This is a genomic window from Streptomyces sp. MGP-BFMKR1 (assembly GCF_057766585.1).
In genome coordinates this window covers 8036539-8060725 of the sequence record NZ_CM173408.1, presented here as the reverse complement: position 1 = coordinate 8060725, position 24187 = coordinate 8036539, and the positions used below count along the sequence as shown (strand labels likewise).

Genomic DNA, 24187 nt, shown 5'->3' with positions numbered 1-24187 from the left:
CCGGGTGGCCGCCGACGGGGGCGCGCGGGCGCGCGCCGGGGGTACGGGCCCGGGGCGGCGGCCGGGCCGGGGCGGCACCCGGGCCGGCCGCGACGGAGCCGAGGCGACGGGCGGTCAGCCGGCGGCGTCGTGGCGGGCCTCGTGGGCGAGGATGCTGGCCCGCCAGCGCGCGATGACCTCCTCGCGGTCGGAGCCCGCGTGGTCGGCCTCGGTGACGAGCGCCTCGGCGGCCATCGCGGCCAGCCGGACGACGACGTGGCGCAGGTCACGCTCGTCCAGGGGCTCCAGTAGGGCGCCCGCGCCGTCGCTGTCGTTGGCGAGTGCGCAAGCGATCATGGCCATCGTCGTGCGATCCCACTCGTATGCGTTCACGCGGTCAGCCTTCCCGCGGCCCACGGGGCAAGAACGCCTACCCGCGGGTAAACCGGGCTCCCCGGGGCGGGAGGGTGCCGTGTGGCGGAGGTGCGTGATGGACGCGCGCGTGCGGGAGTGGGGCCACCGGGGCCGGTGCGACGGCGCGGTCCCGCCGACCCGGTCACCGGCCGGCGGGCTCCGCCGCCGTGGCCCGGCCGAGAACTCCGGGCCGACCGCGAGTCCGCTGCCGCGCACGCCGGCGACCGCGGTCGCTGGCCGTCTCACCCCCGTTGCGACCACCGATTTCGGACGATCCCCCGCGTCGCCCGAAATCGGCGGCCAAACCGGTGTTCGCCCTGTTCAGAAGGGGCGGACAACCGGAGACCCACTGAGTATATTGGCTTCGAGCCAGTCAACGCAGGAGTTACAGCATGTCCCCGCGCAGCGCATCGGTCAATGAGGAGTTGCGCCGACGCTCCCAACAGCGTCTGCTCCAGGCGACCGTCGATCTTGTCGATGAGTACGGCTACGAGGCCACGACGCTCGCGAGCATCGCCGATCGCGCGGGCGCCGCGCGCGGCCTGGTGTCGTACTACTTCCCTGGGAAGCGCCAGCTCCTCCAGTCCGCCGTGCACCGGCTGATGCACACCGAACTGGCGGCGGCGCTGGCCCGCGAACCCGTGCCGACCTGCGACGACGCCGGGCGCGAGCTGCTGGCCCGGGCCATCGACGCGATCCTCGGCCTCGCCCGGGACCGGCCCCGGCTGATGCGTACGCACATGGCGGGCATCCTGCAGGCGGAGGGCTTCATCCAGTGCGCCGAGCAGCAACGGCTGGCCGAGCTGCTCCGGGAGACGGTGGTCGCGTACGGCAGCGACGACCCCGACACCGACTACCGGCTGCTGCGCGCCCTCCTGATGGGCGCCGTCGTGGCCGTCCTGCTGCCCGGTGCGCCGATGCCGACGGCGCGGCTGCGCGCGGAACTCTTCCACCGCTACGGCCTCGACTGGGAGCTGGGCGATCCGCCGCCGCGTTCGGACGACGCGCCGGAGCCGCCCACCGCCGGCACCCCGCGACCGACGCCCGACCCGCCGACGTCGGCCCCGCCGGCCGGTCAGGCCGGGTCCGGGCCCGTACCCGATGACGACGCCGATGCCGATGCCGACGGACCCGCCGTGTCCCGCACCTGACCGCCGGGGAGCGCGCGCCGGCGCGCGCTCCGAGCGACGCCCCGTGGGCCCGGGTGGGCCCGGCGGCGGGGTCGGTCACCGCCGCCGGGCCACGGTCGGGCCGGTGGCGGGGGTTGTCAGCGACTGTGGGCGCACGCCTCCCGCCGGGCCCGCGCCGGTGCCATGCTGGAGGCCCAGCGGGAAGGAGTTCCGCCGTGCTCCGCGTCGCCGTCGTCGGTTCGGGTCCCAGCGGTGTGTACACCGCGCAGGCCCTCCTCCAACAGTCCCTCGTGCCCGATGTCGTCGTGCACGTCCTCGACCGACTGCCCTGCCCCTTCGGCCTGGTCCGATACGGGGTGGCTCCCGACCACGAGAAGATCAAGTCCCTCCAGGGCAACCTGCGCACCGTCCTCGAGGACCCCCGGGTCACCTTTCTCGGCAACGTGCGTGTCGGTGCTACCGGCCTCTCGCCGCAGCGGTTGCGCGAGCTCTACCACGCGGTGGTGTACTGCGTGGGGGCCGCCGCCGACCGCCACCTCGGGGTGCCGGGCGAGGAGCTTGCGGGGAGCCGTTCGGCCACCGACTTCGTCTCCTGGTACAGCGCGCACCCGGACGCCGAGGCGGACGAGTTCGCGCTCGCCACCCCGTCCGCCGTGGTGATCGGGGTCGGCAACGTGGCGGTGGACGTGGCCCGCGTGCTCGCCAAGGACGCGGCGGAGCTGCGTACCACCGACGTGCCCGCGGGCGCGCTCACCGCGCTCGGCCGCAGCCGGGTGCGCGACATCCACATGGTGGGCCGGCGCGGCCCCTCGCAGGCCAAGTTCACCACCAAGGAGTTGCGCGAGCTGGGCGCGCTGCCCGGGGCGAGCGTGCGGGTGCGCCCCGAGGAGTTGGCGCTCGACCCGGCGTTCTTCGACCCGTCCGGCCTGCCCGCCGTGAACCGGCGCAACGTGGACGTGCTGCGTACGTGGGCCACACAGCCGCCGGCCGACCGGCCACGCCGCATCCACCTGCGCTTCTTCCTGCGCCCCGTGGCACTCCTCGGCCATGGGAGCGCGCCGCCCGCCGACACGGGCGCGGCGGGTCCGGCCGCCTGGCCCGAGGCGGCCGGCGTCGGGGTGCGGGCAGTGCGCTTCGAGCGCACGGCGCCCGACGGGCGCGGCGGGGTGGTGGGCACCGGTCGGTACGAGGACATCGACGCGCGCCTGGTGCTGCGCTCGGTCGGGTACCGCGGGGTGCCGCTGCCGGGCCTGCCGTTCGACGCGGAGCGCGGCACGGTGCCCCACCGGGCGGGCCGGGTGCTGCGGGAGGGGACGCCGGCACCGGGCGAGTACGTGGCGGGCTGGATCAAGCGCGGGCCCACCGGGGTGATCGGCACCAACCGGCCCTGCGCCAAGGAGACCGTCAACTCGCTGCTCGCCGACGCGCCGCGGCTCGCCTCGCGGGAGGTGGTCGCCGATCCGCTGGCGGCGCTGCGCGGGCTGGGTCAGGAGCCGGTGGAGTGGCCCGGCTGGTTGCGGATCGAGGAGGCGGAGGCCGCGCTGGGTCGGGAGTTGGGGCGTACGCAGGTCAAGATCCCCGACTGGGAGGGGCTGTTGGACGCGGCCCGCGCCCGGCCCTGAGGCCGCGGGGCCCCCGCCGTCGGCTCGGCCGGCCGCGGCGGGGGCTGGCGGATCACTGCCCGGCCAGGCGTTGTTCCTGGTGGTGGGCGGCGGTCAGCACGCTGTCCAACAGGCCGGGGAACAGGCGCTCCAACTCCTCCGTGCGCAGCAGGCTCATCTTGGCGGTGCCGCGGTAGATCTGCTGGATGACGCCGCTCTCGCGCAGCACGCGGAAGTGGTGGGTACAGGTGGACTTGCTCACCGGCAGGTCGAAGACGGAGCAGGCCAGTTCGCCGCCGTCGGTGGCGAGCCGGCACACGATGCGCAGTCGCATGGGGTCGGACAGCGCGTGCAGCACGTGTTCGAGGCGGATGTCGTCGGTGTCCGGATGGTCGAGTACCCGGCCCGACGGGGCGGGGGCCTGCTGAGTTGCCACGGCTGCTCCTCACGCTGCTCCGAACGGCGGGGCACGGCAGGGGCGCGCCGAATTTTGCCATCCACCGTACTACGACGGAAATCGTACAACACGGGCCGGGAAATGCGAAGGGCCTTCCGCGTCCGATACGGGCGTCCGCGCCCCTCGCCGTCACCGACGGTCGCGCGGGAAAGTCGCTCGATATGCTTTTCTTTTTCGCGGCCCCGGGCCGCGACTGCAAATGAGTGAAACATCGCCGGCCGGTTTGTTCATGTCCCGCGCCTGTCGCGACACTTGAGGCCGCGCGCACAGCGCCCTGAAAATGCGCGGCACCACCAGGCGAGGAGTGCACATCGATGAGCGATGCCCTTGGCGTCATCACGGAAATTCTGGCCGAACAGTTCGAGGTCGACCAGGCCGTACTGCGCCCGGAAACCACGCTCGAGGAGTTGGAGCTGGACTCGCTCGCCCTCCTGGAATTCTCCCTGGTGCTCGCGGAACGCACCGGTCTGCGGGTCAGCGACGAGGACGTCACCCGCGACCTCACCCTGCGGCAGATCGCTGAATGGATCGAGACCGGCCGCGACCTCGCCGAGGCCGGGCTGCGGACCTGACGGGGCGCGCACGATCGACGGTCGGCGGCCGGCGCACGGCGAGCGTGCCACGTGACTGAGCCGCGTGGGGGCCCGGCGGCGGGCGCGCGGGCCGCGTCGACACCCGTCCCGCACGGTGCGCCCACGCGGCCCGATTCGCCGCCGCACGTGCCACCGATCACTCCTGAGGAGAAAGGCGCGGATTCTTGGCGCGCAAGAGCACGACACTCGGCGAAAGAGAAAACGAAAGCGAAAGCGAAAGCGAGCAGCGGACCGGACGCGTTCCCGATGCGTCCGCCCTGCTGTCGACCCTGTCCGCACACGCGCCCCTGGCCGTCGCGTTCTCCGGCGGTGTCGATTCCGCCGTGGTCCTCGCCGCCGCGGTACGGACGTGGGGCCGTACCGGCACACTCGCGGTCATCGCGGATTCCCCGGCGCTGGCCAGAGACGAACTGCACGGTGCACGGCGCACGGCGGCCGAGATCGGCGCCGAGCTGGTCGTGGTGGCTACCGACGAATGGACGGTCCCCGGCTACCGGGAGAATTCCGGGGACCGCTGCTACTTCTGCAAGCGCACCGTGCTGGCGCGGGTGGCCGAGGTGGCGGCCGAGCGCGGGTTCCACGGCGTCGCGACGGGCACGCACCGCGACGACCGGCGGGCCGCGCACCGGCCGGGGCTGCGCGCGGCGGCGGAACTCGGCGTCGCCGAGCCGCTGGCCGACGCCGGCCTGGGCAAGCGCGAGGTGCGCGCCGTGGCCGCCGCGTGGGGGCTGTCGGTCGCGGAGAAGCCGGGCACGCCCTGCCTCTCGTCGCGGGTGGCGGTCGGGGTGCCGGTGACGCGGGAGCGGCTCGGACTGGTGGAGCGGGCCGAGGAGTTGGTCCGCGCGGAGCTGGCGGCGGGCCGCGTCCCGGTCACCGACGTACGGGTGCGGCTCCTGGCGGCCGACTTCCGTGTCGAGCTGGGGCCGCCCGCGTACGACTGGCTCGGCGGGCGGCCGGAGCGGGCCGGCGCGTTGCTGCGCCGCGTGGCGGCGGCGACGCGGCTCGGCCCGGGGACGGTGGCCCGCTACCGCTCCGGAGCCGTGAGCACGGGGCCCGGGCCGGCCTCTGGTCCTGGGCCCGGGATTGGCCCTGGTCAGTGTCGTACGGGGCGCGCTGGCCCCCTCGTGCCGCGGCCCGCTGGCCCGCGAGGGGACGGCGCCCCGCACGCGGTGGTCGAGGGCGCCTCGTGAGCGAGGCCGAGGCCCTGCGGGTGGCCGACTACGCCCGGCTCGACATCGCGCGACGCGACCGGACCGGGGTGCCGGAGGTGGTGTTCGCGCAGGCCAAGACGGCGGCCCAGACGCTGCGGCTGCTGGCCGAGCTGCGCGCGGGCGACCCGGACGCGCCGGCCCTGGCGACCCGGTGCCCGGATGAGGTGCTGGCCGCCGCGCCCACCGCGTTCGGCACCGACCCCGTGCGCGTCGACGAGGTGGCGCGGACGGTCACGGTGGGCCCGCTGCCACCGCCGCGCGGGAGGGTCGGCGTGCTGACGGCCGGGACCTGCGACCTGCCGGTGGCACGCGAGTGCCTGGCCACGCTGGCGGCGCTGGGAGTGGGAGCGACGCTCGTGGACGACGTGGGCGTCGCGGGCATCGGCCGGCTGTTCGCGCAGTTGCCGCGGTTGCACGACGTCGACTGCGTGCTCGTCGTGGCCGGCATGGACGGCGCCCTGCCCAGCGTGGTGGCCGGCCTGTTGCGCGCGCCGGTGGTCGGGGTGCCCACGAGCGTGGGGTACGGCGTGGCGTCGGGTGGCGTCACCGCCCTGGGCTCGATGCTCTCCGCCTGCGCGCCGGGCCTGACGGTCGTCAACATCGACAACGGCTTCGGGGCCGCGGTCCACGCGGCGAAGGTGATCAACGCGGTGCACGGTGACTGAGCCGGAGCCGGCCGGCGGCGCGCAGCCGCCCGGCGCGGCGCCCGCTCGGCCCGGGACGGACGAGGCGTACCAGGCGCCACTGGCCCGCGTGGACAGCGGGCCGCGACACGACATGGAGACGCACGCGATGAGCGAACCCCCCGAGGCGGGGCCGGCCTCGACCACGCCCACGGAGCGACCGGCCCCCGCCGCGCCGCAGCCGCCGCAGCCTCCCCCGCACGCCGGGTCCCGCCCGGTGGCCGAGCCCCGGCAGGGCGCCGCGCCGCCGGCCGTGCCCGTCGCCCCGGAGCCCTGTGACACGGCCGAGCCGCAGGGACCGTCGGGCACCCAGACGGCCCCGGGCGCGCCGGCGCCGGCGGGCGTGGGCGGCGCGCCGGTGCGGGCGGCGCACCTGGACTGCACCGCCGGCGTCGCGGGCGACATGCTGCTGGCCGCGCTGGTGGACGCGGGGGCCGACCCGCGCGTGGTGGCCGACGCGGTGGCCGCCCTCGACGTACCCGGCCTCGCGGTGCGCACCCGGCCCGCGCGGCGCGGTGGGTTCGCCTGCCTGCGGGCCCACGTGGAGCAGCCGCCCGTTCCCGACCACGCCCGGCGCCTGCCGCAGGTGCTCGCGCTGCTCGCCGCCGCGCGCCTGGCGCCCGACGTCGCCCGCTTCGCGCGCCGGGTCTTCGAGCTGCTCGCCGAGGCCGAGGCGCAGGTGCACGGCACGGCGCCGGAGCAGGTGCACTTCCACGAGGTCGGCGCGCACGACGCGCTGGCGGACGTGGTGGGCTGCGCGGCGGCCCTGGCCGACCTGGGGTTGCTGGCAGAGGGCGCTCAGGTCACCTGTTCCGCGCTGGCCGCGGGCAGCGGGCGCGTCGACAGCGCCCACGGCCGACTGCCGGTGCCGGTGCCCGCCGTGCTCCGCATCGCCGCGCGGCACGGGCTCGCGCTGGTCGCGGGCGAGCTGACCGGGGAGCGTACGACGCCGACCGGGGCCGCGCTGGTGGCGGCGGTGGCCACGCCGGGGCCCATGGCCGCGATGACGGTACGCGCGGTCGGTGTCGGCGGGGGCAGCCGGGACACCGCCGAGGGGCCCAACATCACCCGCGTCGTGCTGGGCGAGGCCCTCGACGTGCCGTCGGCCGCGGTCTCGGGCGAGGTCGTGGTGGTCGAGAGCACCGTGGACGACCTGGACCCCCGGTTGTGGCCGTCGGTGCTGGACGCGCTGCGCGCGGCCGGGGCGTGGGACTGCTGGACGATCGGCACCGTCGGCCGCCGTGGTCGGCCGGGTCGGCTGGTCACGGCGCTGTGCGCGGCCGAGGTGCGGCCCGCCGTCGCCGACGTACTGCTGCGGCACACCACGACGTTGGGCGTGCGCTGGTCCGTACAGCGGCGCACGACGCTGCCGCGCCGGGTGGTGACGGTGGCCGTCGGCCCGCCCGGGCGGGAGCAGTACGTGCCGGTCAAGATCGCCGACGTGCCGGGCGGTGAGGTCACGGTGCAGCCGGAGCTGGCTGACGCGGAGCGCGCCGCGCGGGCCCTGGGGTGGCCGGTCCGGCAGGTCTGCGCGGCGGCCATCAGCAACTACCTGCGCGAGCCCCCCGCCCGCGCGGTCCCGCGCCAGCCCCCGGGCCACACCTGATCGCCCCTCGCCGCCTCGTCCCCCGCGCGCCGGGCGTACGCCGCCGGGCCGCTCTTCGGCCCGACCGCGGCACGCGACCACCACCGTCGGGCCGCTCCCCCGCGACCGCCTCCCGTCGGCGGCCCGGCGGCCGGCGCTCACGCCGCCGCCGTGCCACCCGTCCGTCCGCCCGTTCACCGTGCCGAGCCTCCCCATCCCCCATCCCCCAACCCCCTCCCCCGTCCCTCGTCGTCGCCGACCCAGAGGAAGCCATGCCGCGCACCTACGCCGTCACCAGCCTGAAGGGGGTGCACGTCCTCCTCACCGGGGCCACCGGATTCATCGGGCAGGCCGTGCTGGAGCGGCTGCTCGCCGATCACCCCGACACCCGCGTCAGCCTCCTGTTGCGGGGCCGGGGCGGGTGTGGTGGCCGCGACCGTCTGGTGCGGCTGCTGCGCAAGGACGTGTTCCGGCGGTGGCACGAACGGCCGGGCGGAGACGACGAGTTGGCCGACGCGGCGCGCCGGGTCCAGGTCGTCGAGGGTGATCTGGAGAGTGTGACGGGGCTGCCGGGCGACCTGGACACGGTCATCCACTGCGCGTCGGCGGTCACCTTCGACCCGCCCATCGACGAGGCGTTCGGCTCCAACGTCGCCGGGGCCGTCCGGTTGTGCGAGCAGTTGGCCCGCCAGCCCGTCCCGCCGCACCTGGTCTACGTCTCCACCGCCTACGTGTCGGCACCCGGCCACGGCACGGTGCGCGAGGAGCCGCTGCGGCACACGGTGGACTGGCGGGAGGAGTTGGCCGCCAGCGAGACCGTACGCGCGGAGGTCGAGCGGGACTCGCGGCGCCCGGAGGTGCTGCGCCGGCTGCTGCGGGAGGCGGACCGGGCGCACGCGCCGTGCGGCAACCAGGTGGTGGCCGGGCACGCCGAGGAGGCCAGGCGGGCGTGGGTGGCGCGGCGGCTGGTCGCCTACGGGCGGGCCCGGGCCAACGCGCTGGGGTGGACGGACGTGTACACCTTCACCAAGGCGCTGGCCGAACGCGCCACCGAGGAGAGCTGGGCCGGGCGGCCCCTGACCGTGCTGCGGCCGGCCATCGTCGAGAGCGCGCTGCACCACCCGTACCCGGGCTGGATCGACGGGCACAAGATGCTCGACCCGCTGATCATCGACTACGGGACGGGGGCCATGTGGGACCTGCCGGGCGATCCGGACGCCGTCCTGGACGTCATCCCGGCGGACCTGGTGGTCAACGCGATCCTGGCCGCCGCCGCGGCGACACCGCCGGCGGACGCCCCGCACTACTTCCACGTCGCCTCCGGCGCCGGCAACCCGCTGACCTACGGGGCGCTCCACGACCACCTGGACGCGTACTTCACCCGGCATCCGCTGCCCGATCCGTCCGGGCGCGGCCACCTGCGGCACGCCCGGTGGCGGTTCCAGAGCCCGGCGCGGGTGCGGACGGCGCTCGACCTCGCCGACCGGGCCGTCGCGGCGGCCGGGAGCGCGCTGGAGTGGCTGCCCGGCGGCGAGCGGGTCCAGGAGCGGAATCGCGCGCTGCGCCACCGGCGCGGCGAACTCGCGCGCCAGCGGCACTACTTCGAGGTGTACCAGCCGTACACCGGCGCGCAGGGCCGCTACGACGACCGGGAGTTGATGGCCCTGCACCGCTCGCTGCCGCCGGAGCTGGCGGCCGAGCGCGGCTTCGACGCGCGCGGCCTTGACTGGCGCGGCTACCTGGAGGAGGTGCACTGCCCGGCGGTCACCCGGCGGCTGCGCGACGCCATGGGGTTGCGCGGGGCGGCGGCCGGGCGGGGGCGCGCGGCACCCCGCGCGCTGCCGCCGGCGGACGACGTCGCCGCCGTGTTCGACCTCGACGGCACCGTCGTGGCCGCCGACATGGTCGAGTCCTACCTGTGGGCCCGCCTCGGCTCCGGCTCGCTGCCCGGCCACGCGGCCGAGCTGCTCGACCTGGCCCGCGCGGTGCCCCGCTACCTGCGCGCGGAGCGCACCGACCGGGCGGCGTTCGTCCGCGCCTTCCTGCGCCGCTACCAGGGCGCCGACGCCGCCGCGCTGCGGAACCTGGTGCAGGACGCGTTGGCTGACGCGCTGCTGCGGCGGGTGCTGCCGGAGGCGGTGCGCCGGGCGCGCGAGCACCGCGCCGCCGGGCACCGCACCGTCCTGGTCACCGGCAGCCTCGACCTGCTGGTCGAGCCGCTGCGCCCGCTCTTCGACGACATCGTGGCCTGCCGGATGGAGAGCCGGGGCGGCGTGCTCTCCGGCCGGCTGGTCGCCCCGCCGGTGGTCGGCGAGGCGCGCGCCGCGTGGCTGCGCGAGTACGCGCGCGAGCACGGGCTGTCCCTGCGGCGTTCGTACGCGTACGCCGACAGCTACTCCGACCGGCCCTTCCTGGCCTCGGTCGGCCGGCCCTGCGCGGTCAACCCCGACCTGCGGCTCTACCGGTACGCCGCGCGCCGGCACTGGCCCGTCGTGCGCTGGGGCGCGCACGCGGGCACCCGGTGGGAGGCGCTGACCGAGACGGTGCGGGCCGGCGATGCCAGCACAGCGACAAGGAGCTACGCGTGAGCAGACCCGGACTGGTCCTCGAAGTCGACGAGCGCACACCGCCGTTGCTGGTGTGTGAGGGGGAGGGCTTCCGACTCGAGCAGTTGCCGTACGGCACCCGGGTCGTCTATCCGCCCGCGTGCCTGCCCGGCATCCGGGACCTGGACGCGGCGATCACCCGGGCGCTGCACCAGCCGCACGGCAGCGATCCGCTGCCCGCGCTGCTGCGCCCCGGCATGCGGCTGACCATCGTCTTCGACGACCTGTCGCTGCCGCTGCCGCCCATGCGCAGCCCGGACATCCGGCAGCGGATCATCGAGCACGTGCTGGAGCTGGCCGCCGCGCACCGGGTGGACGACGTGGAGCTGATCGCGGCCAACGCGCTGCACCGCCGCATGACACCGGCCGAACTGCGGCACGTGGTGGGCGACCGGGTCTTCCGCTCCTTCTTCCCCCAGCACCTGCGCAACCATGACGCGGAGGACCAGGAGAACCTGCTCCACCTCGGCCAGACCGGGCACGGCGAGGACGTGGAGATCAACCGCCGGGCGGCGGAGAGCGACCTGATCGTGTACGTGAACATCACGCTGGTGGCGATGAACGGCGGGTCGAAGTCGGTGTCGGTGGGCCTGGCCAGCTACCGCAGCCTGCGCCACCACCACAACGTGGACACCCTGCGCGACTCGCGTTCCTTCAACGACCCGGCCCGCTCGGCCATGCACCACTCCTACGACCGCATGCAGGACCTGATCGGCGGTCAGGTCAGGGTGTTCACGATCGAGACCGCGCTGAACAACGACGCCTTCCCGCAGTCGCTGGGCTTCCTCAGCAAGCGCGAGTGGGAGTGGAACGCGGCGGACCAGGCGGCGTTCATCGGGGCGCGGCGCGGCTCCCGGCTGTTGTCGCCCGCGCTGCGCCGGCGCGCCTTCCACCGGGTGGCCGCGCCCTGGGGCGTGACCAGCGTCGCCGCGGGCGCGCCGAGCGCGGTGCACCCCATCACGCTGCGGCACGTGCACCGGCAGCAGGTCACGCCGGTGTCGGGGCAGGCGGACGTGGGGGTGTTCGGGGTGCCGTACCTGTGCCCGTACAACGTCAACTCGGTGATGAACCCGATCCTGGTCGCCTCGATGGGGCTCGGCTACCTGTTCAACATGTACCTGAACAAGCCCATCGTCCGGCGCGGCGGTGTGGGCATCTTCTACCACCCGCTGCCGAACGAGTTCCACACCGTGCACCACCCGAGCTACCTCGACTTCTACGAGGACGTGTTGACGCAGTCGACCGACCCGGCCGTGGTGGAGAGCAAGTTCGAGGAGCAGTTCGCGACCGACCCGTGGTACGTCCACCTGTACCGCAAGAGCTACGCGTACCACGGGGTGCACCCGTTCTACATGTGGTATTGGTGCGCGCACGCCAGGGAGCACCTGGGCGACGTCATCTTCGTCGGCGCCGATCCGGCGGTCGCCTCCCGCCTCGGGTTCCGCGCGGCCAGCACGCTGGCCGACGCCCTCCAGTTGGCCTCGCACACGGTGGGCGGCAGCCCGGAGATCACCTACCTGCACGCCCCGCCGCTGACCCTGGCGGACGTCTCGTGACGGGCGGCCGGGAGGGCGGACCCGGCAACCGGGCCGCCCGGTGGCTCGGCGGCGCGGCGCGCGGGAGCGGTGCGGGCCTCCGTCGTGACCTGGCCCTGTTGCGCCAGGGACGCGACTGGCGGGGGCGGGCCAGGCCGCCGCGCGGACTGCCGGCCGAGCAGGACGCGGCGCGGGCGCCGTTCCGTACCGCCTGGGCCCGGTCGGCACCGGCCGCGCTGGCCCGCGACGCGCTGCGCACCGGCGTGCTGAAGCCGCTGCTGTGGGCGCACGCCCGGCCCGTGGTGACGGGGCGCGAGCACCTGGCGGGGCTGCGGGGCCCGGTGGTGTTCGTGGCCAACCACGCCAGCCACCTCGACACGCCGTTGATCCTGGGGGCGCTGCCGGGGCCCGTCGCGGCCCGGACGACGGTGGGCGCGGCGGCCGACCACTTCTTCGCCTCGCGGCTGACCGGGGTGACGACGGCGTTGCTGTTCAACGCCTTCCCGGTGGACCGGCGCGGCGACCGCAAGACCGGGCGGCGTGGCCACGGCGCCGGGTTGGCGACGCGGTTGATCGGCAGCGGTTGGAGCGTGTTGCTGTTCCCCGAGGGGTCGCGCTCCCGTGACGGCTGGATGGGCTGGTTCCGGCTGGGCGCCGCGCGGCTGTGCCTGGACGCCGGGGTGCCGGCCGTGCCGGTGGCGGTGCGGGGCACGTTCGCGGCGCTGCCGCCGGGCGACGTGCTGCCCCGGCGCGACGCCGCGCCGGTCAGCGTGCGCTTCGGCCGGCCGATCGTGGCGCGCCCGGACGAGACGGCGCCGGCGTTCCGTGATCGCATGATGCGCGAGGTCAACGCGTTGTGGGCGGAGTCGGACGTGGGCTGGTACGGGGCGCTGCGCGGCGCGGCGGAGGCCGCCGACGCGCCGCCGACCCCCGCAGCGGCGCCGCCGGCGGACGGCGTCCGGCGGGCGGCGCGGTGGCGGCGCATCTGGGAGTCCACGCGCCCCACGGAGCGGCCGGGGCGGCGCCGCGTGTGGGGCGGCCCGGCGCCGACCTGGCCCCGGCAGCGGGGTGCGGGCAGCGGCGCGGCCGACGGGGCGCGGGGCGGAGCGCGCCGGTCGTAACGGCGCGCCCGGGGCGGGCGGGATGGGGCACGGGCGGGGTGGAGGCGTGGGGCCGCCACCCCGCCCCGCGCGGCGTTTGTACGAGGGGTCTCGTAATTTGATGAGCGACGTACTACGATCAGCACCGTACAAACCCGCACCCCATCGCCCCGCGAAGTGGAGTAGTCGTGAGCGCCCTGTTCGAGCCGTACACCCTGCGGACGCTGACCATCCCGAACCGCATCTGGATGGCCCCGATGTGCCAGTACTCCGCCGAGGTCTTCGGGCCGAACGCCGGTGTGGCGGGCGACTGGCACCACACGCACTACACCTCACGGGCCGTCGGCGGCGCCGGCCTCATCCTGGTCGAGGCCACCGCCGTCTCCCCCGAGGGCCGGATCAGCCCCGCCGACCTGGGCATCTGGAACGACACCCAGGTCGAGGCGCTGCGCCGGATCACCGCGTCGCTCAAGGAGCACGGCACCGTTCCGGGAATCCAGATCGCCCACGCCGGACGCAAGGCGAGCACCGACCGCCCCTGGCGCGGCGGCGCCCCGATCACCGACCCCGCGCAGCACGGCTGGCAGCCGGTCGGGCCGAGCCCGATCGCCTTCGACGCCGACCACCCGGTCCCCGACGAGCTGACGGAGGAGCGGATAGACGAGATCGTCGGCCAGTTCGCGGACGCGGCCCGGCGCGCGCTCGCCGCCGGCTTCGAGGTCATCGAGGTGCACGGCGCGCACGGGTACCTGATCGGCGAGTTCCTCTCCCCGCACAGCAACCACCGCACGGACGCGTACGGCGGCTCGTACGAGAACCGCACCCGCTTCGCGCTCCGGGTCGTGGACGCGGTGCGCGCGGTGTGGCCACGGGAGTTGCCGGTCTTCTTCCGGATCTCGGCGACCGACTGGTTGCAGGAGACCGCGCGGGCGGACGGCTCGGCGGCCGACGGCCCGCTCGGCTGGACGGCCGACGACACTGTGCGCTTCGCGCGCGACCTGCACGCCCACGGCGTGGACCTGCTCGACGTCTCCACCGGCGGCAACGCCACCGGCGTCCGCATCCCCACCGGCCCCGGCTACCAGGTCCCCTTCGCGGCCCGGGTGAAGGCGGAGACCGACCTTCCGGTCGCGGCCGTCGGCAAGATCACCGAGCCGGAGCAGGCCGAGAAGATCCTTCAGTCCGGCGAGGCGGACGCGGTGCTGCTCGGTCGGGAGCTGCTGCGCGACCCGTACTGGGCGCACCGCGCGGCGCGCGCCCTCGGGCGTACCCCGGACTACCCCAACCCGTACTCCTGGGCCGCCTGACCTCCGCCCCGCGACCGCGCTGACCTGCGCGAACACGCTCCGGGGACGCCGTTGTCAGTGGCCGGGCGCACACTGGCGACAGTAGGCGACGGCTGGGACAACGGCGTCCCGGAGGTGAGGGCCGAGCCGGACGGGATCGTTCCGCTCCGACGGCCAGGGCGGGATCCTCGACGGCGACACCTGGCGCCAGCTCGCCCGCCACCTGCCGGACGTGCTGTGCGTACGGGCGGCCACGGTCGGGTGAGGGGGCCCCTCGTGGGCCAGTAGAGTGACGGCCGTGGCTGGACGACCGTTGAACGAAATCGTGGAACCCGGCTGGGCCAAGGCACTTGAGCCCGTAGCCGAACGCATCACGGCGATGGGGACCTTCCTGCGCGCCGAGATCGCGGCGGGACGTACGTACCTCCCGGCGGGGCAGCACGTACTACGCGCCTTCCAACAACCCTTCGACGACGTCCGGGTGCTGATCGTCGGACAGGACCCGTACCCCACCCCGGGACATGCCGTGGGGCTCAGCTTCGCGGTCGCCCCCGAGGTGCGTCCGCTGCCCGGCAGCCTGCAGAACATCTTCCAGGAGTTGCACACCGACCTCGGCCATCCCCGGCCCTCCAACGGGGACTTGACCCCCTGGACCGAGCAGGGCGTGCTGCTGCTCAACAGGGCGCTCACCACCGCCCCGCGCAAGCCGGCGGCGCACCGGGGCAAGGGCTGGGAAGAGGTCACCGAACAGGCCATCCGGGCGCTGGTCGAGCGCGGCAAGCCGCTGGTGTCGATCCTGTGGGGGCGCGACGCGCGCAACCTGCGCCCGCTGCTCGGCAGCCTGCCCGCCGTCGAGTCCGCCCACCCCTCGCCCATGTCGGCCGACCGCGGGTTCTTCGGCTCGCGCCCGTTCAGCCGGGCCAACGACCTGCTGGTGCGGCAGGGGTCACAGCCGGTGGAGTGGCGCCTGCCCTGACCCGGCCCGCCCGCCCGCCCGCCGTACCGCCTGCCGCCTGACCGGCGGCGTTCGGAAGTACGAGCGATAGTGTCGGGGCATGACAACGCACAACGCCACGCCCGCTGGCTGGTACGCCGACCCCCAGGGCACCCCTCACCTGCTGCGCTGGTGGGACGGCGCTCAGTGGACCCAGCACACGCACCCGGGGCAGCCCGGCCAGGCCGCCCAGCAGCCGGCCGCCGGACCGCCGCCGGAGAAGATCCAGCGCCAGGTCCAGCAGCAGGCCGGGCTCGGCACCTCGACCCCGCAGGGCGGCGGGACGCTGTTCACCGAGCCGGTGCTGGTGGTGAACCAGAAGGCCAAGCTCATCGAGCTGACCAACGAGTACAGCGTCTTCGACCAGCACGGTCGGACCATCGGCTCGGTGGTCCAGGTGGGCCAGAGCGCGCTGAAGAAGGTGGCGCGCTTCGTCGCCAGCTTCGACCAGTTCATGACCCACCGGCTGGAGATCCGGGACGCCCACGGGCAGCCGCACCTGGTGATGACCAGGCCGGCGAAGTTCATGAAGTCCAAGGTCCTGGTCACCCGCCCGGACGGCCAGCCGGTCGGCGAGATCCACCAGCAGAACGTCATCGGGAAGATCAACTTCGCGATCATGGCGCAGGGGCAGCAGGTCGGCGCCATCAAGGCGGAGAACTGGCGCGCCTGGAACTTCGCCATCGTCGACCACACCGACCGCGAGATCGCCCGTATCACCAAGACCTGGGAGGGCCTCGCCAAGACCATGTTCACCACCGCGGACAACTACGTGCTGCAGATCCACCAGCAGCTCCCCGAGCCGCTGCTCAGCCTCGTGGTGGCGACGGCGCTGACCGTGGACACGGCGCTGAAGCAGGACGCCCGCGGGTTCGGATGAGCCGATGAGCGCCCCCGACCCCCAGCCGGCCCCGGCCCCGGCCGCCGCCAGCCGCGCCCCCGAGCCCGACCCGCGCGCCCCCGACGTCCACTACGCGCTGGGCATCGACTCCGGCGGCTCGGGCGTACGCATCGCCCTCGGCCCCGTCGGACCGCGGGGCGCCCCCGCCGCCCAGCCGCTGACCTGGCACTCCCCCACCCCCGCCCTCGTCGGGGAGCGCGGTATCGACGCGGCCGGGCTGCTCGGCCAGGTGCTGCCGGCGGCCCAGCGACTGCTGCGCCAGGCGGGCACCGAGCGGGTGGCCGCCGTCTGCGTGGGCGCGGCCGGCATGGCCAGCCTCGGCGACGACTTGCGGGCCCACCTGCCCGCCGCGCTCGCCGAAGCCCTCGGCCCGCGACGGCTGGCCCTGGCGGCCGACGGCGTCACGGCGTACGTGGGGGCGCTCGGCCAGCGCCCGGGCGCCGTCGTGGCGGCGGGCACCGGCATGATCGCCCTCGGCACCGGCCTTGGCACCAGCCCTGGCACCGGCCCTGGCGACGATCCGCACGGTGGCTGGCGACGCGTGGACGGCTGGGGCCACCTGCTGGGCGACTGCGGCGGCGGCGCGTGGATCGGCCGGGCCGGGCTCGAGGCGGCCATGCGCGCCCACGACGGGCGGGCGGGCGGCTCGCAGCCGCTGCTGTCCCGACTTGAGGCGACGTTCGGGCCGCCGGAACACCTGCCGGGGCTGCTCTACCCGCGCTCCGACCGGCCGGCCGTGCTGGCCTCCTTCGCCCCCGAGGTCGGCCGGTGCGCGGCCACCGACCCGGTGGCCGCCGCCATCCTCCACGAGGCGGCGGACCACATCGCACGCGCCGCGCAGGCGGCCTTCCCCCACCCGCCCACCACGGCCCAGGCGACGCACGGCGACGACGCCGGGGCGCTGGCGCTCACCGGCGGGCTCTTCCGGATGGGGGCGCCGCTGGTCGATCCGGTACGGCGGGAGCTGGCTCGCCGGCTGCCCGGGGTGCCGGTCACCGAGGCGGCCGGCGATCCGCTGGCGGGGGCGCTGCGCGTGGCATCGGCGCTCGCGGCGGTCACGCTGCGGCTACCGGTGGACGGGGAACTGCTCCAGGTGTTCTAGGCGCTCCGCGCGGTGGCCGGCGCGCGAGGGCCCTGACCACCGAGGGTCGGCCCGTAGTCACCACTGCATATCGGGTAGCGCGTCACACACGACCCAAAACGCCGGATAAAACGGGACGGATTCGGCCTAGTTATACCCACCTGAACAGCGCTGCTCGTCAAACGGCTAACATGCGGCGCCATGAGTTCCCCCACCGGGCCCGCGTCCGGCCTGCCTGTACGAATGCCACGACCTCGCCAGTCCGGACGGCACCGGCGGCCCGAGCCCGCCGCGGCCCCCGTCGGCGCGCCGCCGCTGGTGCTCGCCGTGCCCGGGGCTCCCGATCCCGTGACGCGCGCGGTGGTCGACGAGGTGCTGAGCATCGCGCGCTCCGAGCTGCCCGGCCTCGACGCCCGGGTCGGTTACGTCGGCGGCGCCGACGAGCAGGCCCCGGCCCTGGAGGTCACGCTGGCTCAGGCCGCGCGCGACCGCGCGGCCCTGCTCGCCGCCGCGCGGGCCGACGCCGCCGGTCAGCCGGGCAACGCGGCGGGGGACGCGCCCGACGCCGCGGCCCAGGAGGCCGCGTACGCCGCGCGGCAGCAGGCCGTGATCGACGCGGACGGACCGGCGGCCGTGGTGGTGCCGCTCCTCGCCGGCCCCGACAGCGAGTTGCTGGCCCGCGCGCGGCAGGCCGTCGAGGGCAGCGGCTGCGCCGCCCTGTTCACCGACCCGCTCGGCCCGCACCCGCTGCTCGCCGAGGCGTTGCACGTGCGGCTCTCGGAGGCCGGGCTGGCCCGCGCCGACCGCGCCCGCCTGTTCACGGTGGCCACCGCGGCCGACGGCATCATCCTGGCCACCGTCGGCGGGCCGGAGGCCGTGCAGGCGGCGGGCATCACCGGCATGCTGCTCTCGGCGCGCCTCGCCGTGCCGGTGCTGGCCGCGCCGCTCGACGAGAAGGGCGCCGTGGCCCGCACCGCCGAGCAGTTGCTCGGCGCCGGGTCGCAGCGCCTCGCGCTGGCCCCGTACCTGATCGGCCCCGAGGTGTCCGCCGAGCTGATCGAGACGGCGGCCAACGAGGCGGGGTGCGCGGCGGCCGAGCCGCTGGGCGCCTACCCGGCCGTGGGCCGCCTGGTGCTGTCCGCGTACGCCGCGGCGCTGGGCCTCACGCTCCCCGGCGCGCCCAACCGCTAGCCCGCCGGCCGCCCAGGCCGTGACCGCCGGCCGCCCCCGGGCGGCACCCGGGCCCGAACGGGCCGACGCGGACGGCCCCACGGCGCCTGCCGCCAGCGGCAGCGGGCGTGCCCGAGCGGGCGTGGCAGCACGGATGACGGCGCCTCACCGGGCGCCGTTCGTACGCCCGGCCGCGCGTGGCGCGCCCGAACAGGGCCCGGGCCTCAGGACACGTGGAAGGACCCGGCTCGATGCCCCGGTGGGGGCGGGACGAGCCGGGTCCTTCGCTGTCCTCCCGCCGGACGCGTGCAGGCCGGCGGACGGGCACCACACCCCACGTCGGGGGCGTGGTGGCCGTCGCCGGTTGGCGCGCGGTCGGTGTCAGGCGAGGACCACGCAGGACGCCGCGGGGGCGTCGACCGAGCCCGACCAGGTCGGGACTCCCGTCTCGGCGTCGAGGGTGAACCAGGCGACGCCGCCGGAGCGTTCGTTGGCCACGTACAGCCGCTCCCCCGTCGCGGACAGCGCGAGGTGCCGGGGCCAGTGGCCGCCGCAGTCCACCGTGGTCCGCAGCTCAAGCTGGTCGCCCGTGGTGTTGAGCGCGAGGACGGCGATGCTGTCGTGGCCACGGTTGGCGACCCACACGAACCGTCCGTCGGGCGCGACGACCAGCTCGGACGGGTAGTTGCGCGGCAGGTCGTCACCCTCGCGCGGGGGCAGCACGCTGACCGTCGCGCCGGGGGTCAGCTCGCCCGTGGCGGCATCCCAGCGGCAGACGGTGACCGTGGAGTCCAGTTCGTTGGTGACGTAGGCCCACTCCCCGCCCGGGTGGAAGGCCAGGCTGCGCGGACCGGCGCCCGGGGTGAGGTGGGCGGCGTGGTGCGGGCGCAGGGTGCCCCGCTCGGCGTCCAGCTCGTAGCTGTGGACCGTGTCCGTGCCCAGGTCCACGGCGAGCACCCAGCGCCCGGACGGGTCGGGCAGCACGGCGTGCGCGTGCGGTCCGCGCTGCCGCTCCGGGTCGGGACCCGACCCCTCGTGCTGTCGTACGTCGGTGGGCCGGGCCAGGCCGCACCAGGTGCCGTGCCCCTCCGGGTCCAGGAGGTAGGGCAGGACGCTGATGGTGCCCGACGAGTAGTGGGCGGTCAGCACGTGGCCCTCGGTGAGCGACAGGTGCGTGGGATCGTCGCCGCCGACGGCCGCCGGCAGGCCGAGGGGGGCCGGCCGGTCGGGGTCGCCCAGGGAGAAGGCCGCGCCATAGCCGTCGGGCGTCTCGCTCACCGCGTACAGCACCCCCTGCTCTCGTGAGAGGGCCAGGTAGGAGGGGTTCTCCACGATGTCGGTCGAGTACTTGACGGTCAGGGCCCCGCTGTCCGGTTCGACCGTGGCGACGCTGACGCCCCAGCCTCCCGCCGAGGTGAACGAGCCGATGTACGCCCGCTGGTTACCACGGGTCGCCCCGTCGCCGGTCTTGCTCTCATCGCTCGTGGCGCTCGCCATGTCGCACCTTTCTCGATCCGCCGGGTGAGGGCGGGCCGTAGCCGTAGGTCCGGACCAGGATGCCCGGTTCACCCGCACGGCTCTAGATGCATGCGACCACGACGGACATCGGGTAGCACGGGGGGAACGGCGGATGGGCGGAAAAGCCTCGGGGGGAGGTCTGCTGAGACCCGAGGAGGCGTCAACGATGCTGTACATGGTGCAGTTGTTCGGCAGTGCCACGCGGTGGGACGAGGAGATCGCCGCGTACTCGCCCGAGGAGTTCCAGGCGATGGTCGAGCACATGGGGCGGCTCAACGAGGAGCTGGCCGCCTCCGGCGAGTTGGTGGAGGCGCGCGGCCTCGGCGGTCCGGCGCTGGTGACCAGCGTGTGGGCCAGGGACGACGGGCCGCCACGGGTGAGCGACGGCACGCACGACGGGCGGGAGAAGCTGCTGGCCGGCTACTGGGTGGTGGACGTGACCGGCCTCGACCGGGCGATCGAGATCGCCGCCCAGGCGTCCGCCGCGCCCGGCCCCGGCGACTCGCACAACTTCCCCGTGGAGGTGCACGAACTGCCCACGGACCTGCCGCGCTGACCTCGCCCGGCGGCACGTACGCGCACGGGCCCGTACCCGGTACCTGCCGGGTACGGGCCCGCGGCTCGCGATGGGTGGCCGGCGCGCGCCAGGGCGGCCGGTCAGGCGTCGGCCAGGGGCGCGCGCGGGGAGCTGCGCAACGGGGCGGCCAGCTCGGTCAGCGCCCGCTCCAGGCCGTGCAGGTGGGCCAGCGCGGGCTCCGTCGCGGCCGGTTGCGCCGCGGTGGCCGGGGCCGGCGACGCCACCTCGCGGACCCGGTCCGGGGTGGTCAGCGACTCGACGGCGGCCTCGACGCGCTGGCAGGCGGCGGTGAGCCGGGCGTCGTGGGACGCCTCCGGGTCGGCGGCGATGGAGGCGAGCCCGCGCACCTCGCGGGCGCAGTCGTCGAGCAGGGCGAGCACCTGTCGGGCGCGCGCCTTGCGGGCGCGCAGCGGGCTCAGCGGGTGCACCAGCGGGGCGAGCGACAGCCGCACCCTGCCGAGCAGCACCTCCAGCTCGGCGACGCGCGGCGCGGGGTCGGCGGTGGCGGAACCGGCCAGCCGCGCCGCCGCCTCGGCGGTGCAGGCGTGTACGCAGCGCAGGGCCCGCTGGATCCAGGCGTCGGTGGTGGCGTGCGTGGTGACGGGCAGCACGAACAGCACGGCCAGCGCGGCGCCGAGCGCGCCCACGGCGGTCTCGGTCACCCGCAGCCCGAGCAGCCCCGGGTCCAGCACGCCCAGCGCCCCGTAGAGGAGCCCCGCCATGAGCGTCACCGCGAGCATCATCCAGGTGTAGGAGACGGCGGCCGTGTAGAAGATGCCGAACACGCAGACGGCGACCAGGAGCGCGGTGGGGACGGGGGCTCCGTCCAGCGGGACGGCGACGACCAGGCCGAGGGCGACGCCGATGACGGTGCCGAGCGCCCGGCGGAAGCCGCGGACCAGGGTCTCGCCCCGCGAGGCGGTGTTCACGAACACCCACCAGGTGGCGCCGACGGCCCAGTACCAGCGTTCGTGCGAGAGCACCTGGCCCACGATGAGCGCGAACGCCCCGCCGGCGGTCGCCTGGATCGCCTGCCGGGTGGTGACCCGGGCCAGGCCCCGGCCCTCGGGCGGCGCGGGGGCGGGAGCGGCGGGTGGCAGGCGCCGCTCGTAGCACCACAGGCCGAAGCGGACGAGGGAGGCGGAGAGCAGGGACAGCGTGACCGCCGCGTACAGCTCCGGCAGTTGTCCCGGCACCGTGTGCAGGAACTGCGTCGCGAAGAAGGTCATGAACGCGAACACGCCGAGGGAGTGGCCGCGCGGGCCCCAGCGGCGCGCGTACACGCCCGCCCCGACGACGGCCAGGAAGGCGGCGTCGCGGGCGAGCGGATGGTCGTGCAGCCCGGCGGCGAGGGCCAGGACGGGAAAGCCGGCCGCGGGCAGCAGCGCGGTGGTGATGGCCTGCCCGCGCACCGTGGTGTCGAGGACCGTGAAGAGTGCGAGCAGGGCGGCGAGCCCGCCGGTGATGGCGGCCACGAGCGAGTGGCCGGCGAGGCCGCACACGGCGACCGCCAAACCGATGCCGAGGACGGACCGGGCCGCGCTGCGTAGGCGCAGCCGTCCCGGGTCCGGAGCCACGAACATCCTCTTGAGCACGGTTTCCCACCCCTTCTGTCGTCCGGTACGAACGGCGGACGGCGCGTATCCCCACGGTCCGCGCGCGTCCACACGAAAAATGACGCCGCGGAGGGTTCCGCAGCGCCATCGACAGGACCATCACAGCATTGACGTCCCCGTTGGCTCAACACACCCCGCCACGACTGGACCATTGGCCCACCCACGGCAGCTCCGACCGGGCCAGGGGCGGGCCAACGGACCACCCCACCGGGCCACGCTCGCACCCGGTGCGCCCCGGCGCGCACCACCGGCCCTCCCTCACGCGACCGGCCCGCGCCGCCCGCGCCCCACCACTGGGCGGGCTCCCCGCGCGAGCCGGCGGATTCGGCCGGGCCGAGGGGTGGTGCACCCCCGGCGAGCGGGGGTACCCGGCCAGCGGGCACGCCCCGGCGCCAACGGGCACGCCGGCCCGGGCACCGGGCTGGGGCGTGGCCGGTCGGGTCGCGGGCCCCGGCGTCGGACGCCGACCCGTCGCGGGTCGGCCGGCGACATTCCGTATCCGACAGCGAAGAACCGACATGAGGCATGAGGCATCCGACACCGCACCGGCCAGCCGGCACGGGCGGGGGTCGGTAGCCACGGAGCCAGACGCGACAGCAGCACACGCCGGACCGTCCGGAGGTCTCCCCCGGCGGGCGGGCGGGGTGGGAGGCACCCAGCATGGCGACGACAGCCACCAGCACACAGGCCATCAGCGTGAACGTCGATGACGTCACGCTGCCGGGCGACCTCACGCTGCCCGCCGAACCGCTCGGCGTGGTCGCCTTCGCCCACGGCAGCGGCAGCTCGCGGCACAGCCCGCGCAACCGCGCGGTGGCCGCGACGCTGCACGAGGCCGGGCTCGGCACCGTACTCATCGACCTGCTCGACCCGGAGGAGGAGCGCGTCGACCAGGTGACGGCCGAGCCGCGGTTCGACATTCCGATGCTGGCCCGACGCGTCGCGGCGGTCGTGGACTGGCTCGACCGCCGGCCCGAGACGCGCGAGGTCCCGGTGGGCCTCTTCGGCGCCAGCACCGGGGCCGCGGCGGCGCTCGTCGCGGCGGCCGAGCGGGCCGACCGGGTGGCCGCCGTGGTCTCCCGTGGCGGGCGCCCGGACCTGGCGGGCCCGGCGTTGACCGCCGTGCGGGCGCCGGTGCTGCTCGTCGTCGGCGGCGCGGACCCGCGGGTGCTGCGCCTGAACGAGGAGGCGGCCGAGCGTCTGACCGCCCCGTGGAGCCTGCGCGTCGTGCCGGGCGCCGGGCACCTCTTCGCGGAACCGGGGGCGCTGGAGGCCGTCGCGCACGCCGCACGGGACTGGTTCCTCGGCATGCGCCGCCAGGACGACCGATGACCGTGCCCGTGCGGCGCCGGACAGCCGGGCGCCGTGCGGGCGGAAGGGAGAAACCACCATGCTCTTCTCCGATCGCCGGGCGGCCGGCCGGGAACTGGCCGCTCAGCTCGCCGACCGCGCACTCCACTCCGAGGTCGCCAGCCCCTTCGTGCTGGCCCTGCCGCGCGGTGGGGTGCCGGTGGCCGACGAGGTGGCCAGGGTGCTGCACGCGCCGCTGGACGTCCTGGTGGTCCGCAAGATCGGCCCGCCGTTCAACCCCGAACTCGGCGTCGGGGCCCTGACCGGCGAGGACCCGCCGCTGTACGACGAGCGGGCGTTGGCCATGCTGGATCTGACGGCGGACCGGCTGGGCGCGCAGGTCGCGCAGGCGCGCACCGAGCTGCACCGCCGGGAGGATCTGTACCGGGGCGGGCGTCCGGCGCCCGACCTGCGCGGCCGGACGGTCGTCCTGGTGGACGACGGGCTCGCCACCGGCGTCACGGCCCGCGCCGCGCTGCGGGCGGTACGTCGCGGGGAGCCGGCCCGGGTGGTGCTCGCGGCCCCGGTCTGCTCCGTGGAGGCCGCCACCGCGCTCGCCGCCGAGGCCGACGACGTGGTGTGCGCGCACCAGCCGCGGCCCTTCGGCTCGGTCGGCCAGTGGTACGCGGACTTCGAGCAGGTCAGCGACGACGAGGTGATCGACACCCTGCGGGCCGCCCACGCCCCCGGGTGACGGGCGGCCGACCCCGCGTGGGCCGCGGGCGGACGCCGGGCCGTTGGTACAGTCACCAGGCCGCATACGGGACCTTCTGGGCCCGTGCGGACGAGCGGGACGAGCA

At 75.7% G+C, this 24187-nt stretch carries 21 protein-coding genes; 17 read left to right on the top strand and 4 right to left on the bottom strand.

Annotated features, from left to right (window positions below):
• Positions 1–114: 114 nt before the first annotated feature.
• Positions 115–336: a hypothetical protein gene (locus tag AC3CHW_RS32205; RefSeq protein ID WP_315971640.1), complete on the bottom strand. Its 222-nt coding sequence runs from the start codon at positions 334–336 to the stop codon at positions 115–117.
• 449 nt (positions 337–785) lie between these two features.
• Here AC3CHW_RS32205 and AC3CHW_RS32200 point away from each other — a divergent pair, with 449 nt between their 5' ends.
• Both AC3CHW_RS32200 and AC3CHW_RS32195 read left to right on the top strand, forming a co-directional pair.
• The gene (locus tag AC3CHW_RS32200) at positions 786–1544 is read left to right on the top strand and encodes a TetR/AcrR family transcriptional regulator (RefSeq protein ID WP_488468824.1); all 759 of its coding nucleotides are present in this window, start codon (positions 786–788) and stop codon (positions 1542–1544) included.
• Between the two features lie 194 nt (positions 1545–1738).
• Positions 1739–3145 (top strand): FAD-dependent oxidoreductase, encoded by a 1407-nt coding sequence (locus AC3CHW_RS32195; protein WP_488468823.1) that lies wholly within the window; start codon positions 1739–1741, stop codon positions 3143–3145.
• A 52-nt stretch (positions 3146–3197) separates the two neighbouring features.
• Here AC3CHW_RS32195 and AC3CHW_RS32190 read toward each other — a convergent pair whose 3' ends face one another.
• Entirely contained in the window at positions 3198–3560 is a 363-nt protein-coding gene (locus AC3CHW_RS32190) for an ArsR/SmtB family transcription factor (RefSeq protein WP_232110181.1), read from the bottom strand.
• A 335-nt stretch (positions 3561–3895) separates the two neighbouring features.
• On the opposite strand from AC3CHW_RS32190, the gene AC3CHW_RS32185 reads away from it, so the two are divergent.
• From AC3CHW_RS32185 to AC3CHW_RS32130, 12 genes are all read left to right on the top strand, one after another.
• Complete coding sequence (locus AC3CHW_RS32185; protein ID WP_176160256.1) at positions 3896–4153, top strand: acyl carrier protein; 258 nt, start codon at positions 3896–3898, stop codon at positions 4151–4153.
• Positions 4154–4338: 185 nt separating this feature from the next.
• On the top strand, positions 4339–5364 hold the full coding sequence (gene larE / locus AC3CHW_RS32180; protein WP_488468822.1) for an ATP-dependent sacrificial sulfur transferase LarE: 1026 nt from the start codon (positions 4339–4341) through the stop codon (positions 5362–5364).
• Positions 5361–6050 carry a nickel pincer cofactor biosynthesis protein LarB gene (gene larB, locus AC3CHW_RS32175; protein WP_488468821.1) on the top strand — a complete coding sequence of 230 codons (690 nt, stop codon included), beginning with the start codon at positions 5361–5363 and terminating at the stop codon, positions 6048–6050. Before larE ends, larB begins: the two co-directional genes overlap by 4 nt.
• Positions 6043–7674, top strand: a complete 1632-nt coding sequence (larC, locus tag AC3CHW_RS32170; protein WP_488468820.1) for a nickel pincer cofactor biosynthesis protein LarC — start codon at positions 6043–6045, stop codon at positions 7672–7674. Before larB ends, larC begins: the two co-directional genes overlap by 8 nt.
• A gap of 251 nt (positions 7675–7925) precedes the next feature.
• Positions 7926–10241, top strand: coding sequence for an HAD-IB family hydrolase (locus AC3CHW_RS32165; protein ID WP_488468819.1), 2316 nt, complete (start codon positions 7926–7928; stop codon positions 10239–10241).
• A complete protein-coding gene (gene larAH / locus AC3CHW_RS32160) occupies positions 10238–11815 on the top strand; it encodes an NPN-dependent hydroxyacid isomerase, LarAH14/15/16 family (RefSeq protein WP_488468818.1) in 1578 nt (525 codons plus the stop codon). Before AC3CHW_RS32165 ends, larAH begins: the two co-directional genes overlap by 4 nt.
• On the top strand, positions 11812–12915 hold the full coding sequence (locus AC3CHW_RS32155) for a lysophospholipid acyltransferase family protein (protein ID WP_488468817.1): 1104 nt from the start codon (positions 11812–11814) through the stop codon (positions 12913–12915). Before larAH ends, AC3CHW_RS32155 begins: the two co-directional genes overlap by 4 nt.
• Positions 12916–13082: 167 nt before the next feature.
• Entirely contained in the window at positions 13083–14201 is a 1119-nt protein-coding gene (locus tag AC3CHW_RS32150; RefSeq protein WP_217189789.1) for an NADH:flavin oxidoreductase/NADH oxidase, read from the top strand.
• A gap of 277 nt (positions 14202–14478) precedes the next feature.
• Positions 14479–15156: a uracil-DNA glycosylase gene (locus AC3CHW_RS32145; protein ID WP_176160261.1), complete on the top strand. Its 678-nt coding sequence runs from the start codon at positions 14479–14481 to the stop codon at positions 15154–15156.
• A 79-nt stretch (positions 15157–15235) separates the two neighbouring features.
• Positions 15236–16054: an LURP-one-related family protein gene (locus AC3CHW_RS32140; protein ID WP_176160262.1), complete on the top strand. Its 819-nt coding sequence runs from the start codon at positions 15236–15238 to the stop codon at positions 16052–16054.
• A 4-nt stretch (positions 16055–16058) separates the two neighbouring features.
• Complete coding sequence (locus AC3CHW_RS32135; protein ID WP_488468816.1) at positions 16059–17177, top strand: N-acetylglucosamine kinase; 1119 nt, start codon at positions 16059–16061, stop codon at positions 17175–17177.
• 180 nt (positions 17178–17357) lie between these two features.
• A complete protein-coding gene (locus AC3CHW_RS32130; RefSeq protein ID WP_488468815.1) occupies positions 17358–18347 on the top strand; it encodes a sirohydrochlorin chelatase in 990 nt (329 codons plus the stop codon).
• A 360-nt stretch (positions 18348–18707) separates the two neighbouring features.
• On the opposite strand, the gene AC3CHW_RS32125 is transcribed toward AC3CHW_RS32130, so the two are convergent.
• Positions 18708–19823 carry a lactonase family protein gene (locus AC3CHW_RS32125; protein WP_488468814.1) on the bottom strand — a complete coding sequence of 372 codons (1116 nt, stop codon included), beginning with the start codon at positions 19821–19823 and terminating at the stop codon, positions 18708–18710.
• 187 nt (positions 19824–20010) lie between these two features.
• On the opposite strand from AC3CHW_RS32125, the gene AC3CHW_RS32120 reads away from it, so the two are divergent.
• Positions 20011–20400: a YciI family protein gene (locus AC3CHW_RS32120; protein ID WP_488468813.1), complete on the top strand. Its 390-nt coding sequence runs from the start codon at positions 20011–20013 to the stop codon at positions 20398–20400.
• Between the two features lie 101 nt (positions 20401–20501).
• Here AC3CHW_RS32120 and AC3CHW_RS32115 read toward each other — a convergent pair whose 3' ends face one another.
• Positions 20502–22016, bottom strand: a complete 1515-nt coding sequence (locus AC3CHW_RS32115) for an FUSC family protein (protein ID WP_488468812.1) — start codon at positions 22014–22016, stop codon at positions 20502–20504.
• Positions 22017–22697: 681 nt separating this feature from the next.
• Between AC3CHW_RS32115 and AC3CHW_RS32110 the strand changes: the two genes are divergently transcribed.
• Both AC3CHW_RS32110 and AC3CHW_RS32105 read left to right on the top strand, forming a co-directional pair.
• Entirely contained in the window at positions 22698–23369 is a 672-nt protein-coding gene (locus tag AC3CHW_RS32110) for a dienelactone hydrolase family protein (protein ID WP_488468811.1), read from the top strand.
• 58 nt (positions 23370–23427) lie between these two features.
• On the top strand, positions 23428–24081 hold the full coding sequence (locus AC3CHW_RS32105) for a phosphoribosyltransferase (RefSeq protein WP_398611585.1): 654 nt from the start codon (positions 23428–23430) through the stop codon (positions 24079–24081).
• Positions 24082–24187: the final 106 nt, after the last annotated feature.